The 2,746-nt window shown below is 40.3% G+C and carries 4 protein-coding genes; all 4 read left to right on the top strand.

Translation table 11 applies throughout. The features are described from left to right. Nucleotides 1-522 (top strand): hypothetical protein (locus GEZ89_RS09620; RefSeq protein WP_194251853.1); only part of this gene is annotated, 522 nt, incomplete at its 5' end. Next, the gene (locus tag GEZ89_RS09335) at nt 500-925 is read left to right on the top strand and encodes a hypothetical protein (protein ID WP_153225808.1); all 426 of its coding nucleotides are present in this window, start codon (nt 500-502) and stop codon (nt 923-925) included. The genes GEZ89_RS09620 and GEZ89_RS09335, both read left to right, overlap by 23 nt. Nucleotides 926-994: 69 nt before the next feature. Continuing rightward, nucleotides 995-1,372 carry a hypothetical protein gene (locus GEZ89_RS09330; RefSeq protein WP_153225807.1) on the top strand — a complete coding sequence of 126 codons (378 nt, stop codon included), beginning with the start codon at nt 995-997 and terminating at the stop codon, nt 1,370-1,372. Between the two features lie 227 nt (nt 1,373-1,599). Continuing rightward, nucleotides 1,600-2,746, top strand: a 1,147-nt coding sequence (locus GEZ89_RS09325) for an RHS repeat-associated core domain-containing protein (RefSeq protein ID WP_322741507.1), incomplete at its 3' end; no start/stop codon positions are given.

The raw sequence follows: 2,746 nt of genomic DNA, 5'->3' as shown, positions 1-2,746 counted from the left end.
GCAAATCGTTGGGCGGCAGGTGCAGAGTTAGCTGTTGATATTGCAAGTAATTTCTTTCCTATAGCTAAGGCTGGCAAATTAAGGAAACTTGAAAAAGCACTCGATGCAGTAGACGCAGTCAATGATGTTTCGAAAGCTACGAAGACAGCTGATAAAGCATCAGATGTTGCTCGTGTGGCAGATAAAGTAGATGATGTTAAAGATGGGACAAGGGCTCTAACTAGTGAAGAAATTGCTGATAAATTTGTTTCGGGAATGGAAGATATTTCAGGAAAAAGTGGAACGAAAAACTTTAAATCACATGGAGGCTATAATAAAGCAATTGAAGATTTCAATTCATTACCCTTAGAAAATGTAACGGAAATTAATACTTCATTTGGTAAAGGGTATAGGGGTACTTTAGATGATGGAACAAAGGTTGTTGTTAGACCTGGAAGTACAAGTGATTTAGGAACAACACTGGAATTCCAAATAAAGCAATCAAAAGGAGGGGTTTCATATGAAATTAGATATGGAGACTAAAAATGAAGAATGGGTAGAAGTCTTTAAAGGTTTGATTTCTGTAGATAACTATAGGTTAAAAGTCTTGTTGACAAATTTGTCAGATGGTCAAGAAATTAGGCTGATTGGAGAGCAAAACCGTTTTAAATTATCATGTATTTATTATGATGAAGCACGAGTCTTTAGCAGGGAATTGTATTTATCTGCAATTCTAGATAAAGAGATGTTTACAAAATTTGAAAAAAATAATTTTCAAAATGTCATTTACGAAGTCAAGAATAGTCAATTAGTGAGAAAACTGGAATACACATCATATTATGATCTAGGAACTTTGCATTCACGACATTATATAATCATAACTCAAGATAGTGTAGTGGAGATTCTTGTTTCTGCAAATTTGAAATTAGATATCAGCCAATACTAGAAAATTTGCTAATCAAACATGTACATGACTTTAGTACAATTATCGGAAAATAGAACTTGGAGAAATGATATGGAAAAATGGACGAAAATTAAACCGGACTTTATTCCTTTTGGCGACTATGGTATTGAGATAAATATAGATGGGGACACTCTAATTGTCTACTTGGAAGATTCAGAAAAATTTAAATTTACCTTTACAAAGATCTGGGCTTTCCGAACAGTCCAGGAAAGTTTAGAATTAAGAGATAAATACTGGGAACAAGGATTGGCAGAGAACAGACCACTTTATCTGACCAACTATATCTATGAGGTCGAGAATACAGAGTTTGGTGATTTGGTCGCTTCTGCAAATATAGCTAATAAAAAGCTTCATCACTATTTCATAATGTCGACAGAATATTTAGTGGATATTCTATCTGAAAATGATGTAAAAGTGGAGAAAATATAAATTACTTTCACAAAGACAATTTGTGACTTGGTTCAATTTCTAACTAGGGGAAAATTTCCCCTAGTTTATTTTATATTAGTCTCACAGTAGACAAGCAGGACAAACTCATCTCCAGCTACGGCTATGAGTATGATGATGGTGGCTACATTGCCAAAGAAACCATCAAGCAGGATGGCGAAACCCTAGTCCATACCTACACTTACGATACTCTGGGTCAAGTGGAAAACATGACTGTATCGGATGGAGCTGGTAAGGAACTCTCTAAACTCTCTTACACCTATGACTTAGCCGGCAATAAACTAACCAGCACCGAGACAGTCGATGGCAAGGAGAGCCAGATACACTTTACCTACGATGACCATAACCGCTTGACCAAACTAGAAGGTCCAGATGGCACTATCACCTATACCTACGACAAGAATGGCAATCGCATCGCTTCTGAGAAAAACTCAGAGAAGTTAGACTACATCTACGACACAGAGAACCGCTTACTTGCGATCAAGGACAAGAAGGGTCTTCTCATGGCTGCACTTTACGACGGAGATGATAACCGTGTCTTCACTGCTAGTCGCAAGGAAGGCAAGAACACTTATCAACTCTTCCAACGCAAACCTAAGGAAGATCAATCTGGTGATCAGGCATCGCATGCAGGTAGAGGCAAGTCAGGTCGTAAGTCGCCATATACAGCCCCAAGTGGGGAGAAAAACTCCCTCTTCTGGTATGGCTTCAGTCAGAATGTCCTCCAAGCCCTATCCACCCTACCACAGACAGTAGGAAGCATCTGGCACAGCATCTTTGACGATGTGTCTAGAGCCTATCACCAGAAAGTGGCTAAGGATCGAGCAACCAAGGAAGGAATCGTGGTCAACCCACCAGAACTTGGCAACTTACCTGGTCAGGGAGAAGTAACCTATGCCAGTCAGGTTCAGGATGTCCTGATTCCTTATACCACACGAGAGGATACCTATAACTACTACGAGGAACGCAACTATGTCAACGATGTCAATCGTGAACATACAGAAGTCCTCGAAACCTATGACCATGATGGCAAGGCTCGTGAGACCTATAGCTATGGTCAGGGTCGAACCAGCTACCTCAACAACCAAACAGGTGACAGCTACAACTACTTGACTAACCAATCAGCCTCTGTGACAGGTTTGACCAAGGATGGACAAGCCGTCGCATCCAGTCGCTATAACCTCTATGGAGCAAGAAAGACAAGCACAGACACAACAGGTCAGCCCTTTGCCTATAACGGCGAAGCCCGTGACGATACTGGACTTGACTATTTACGCGCAAGGTATTATGATAGTCAGGGAGGTACTTTCTTAACCGAGGATAGCTACCCAGGTGAGGAAACAGACCCTCTCAGCC

The organism is Streptococcus mitis (genome assembly GCF_009496285.1).
Lineage (GTDB): Bacteria > Bacillota > Bacilli > Lactobacillales > Streptococcaceae > Streptococcus > Streptococcus mitis_BP.
The sequence above is the reverse complement of the archived record's forward strand: the minus strand, read 5'-3'. Positions and strand labels throughout refer to the sequence as shown.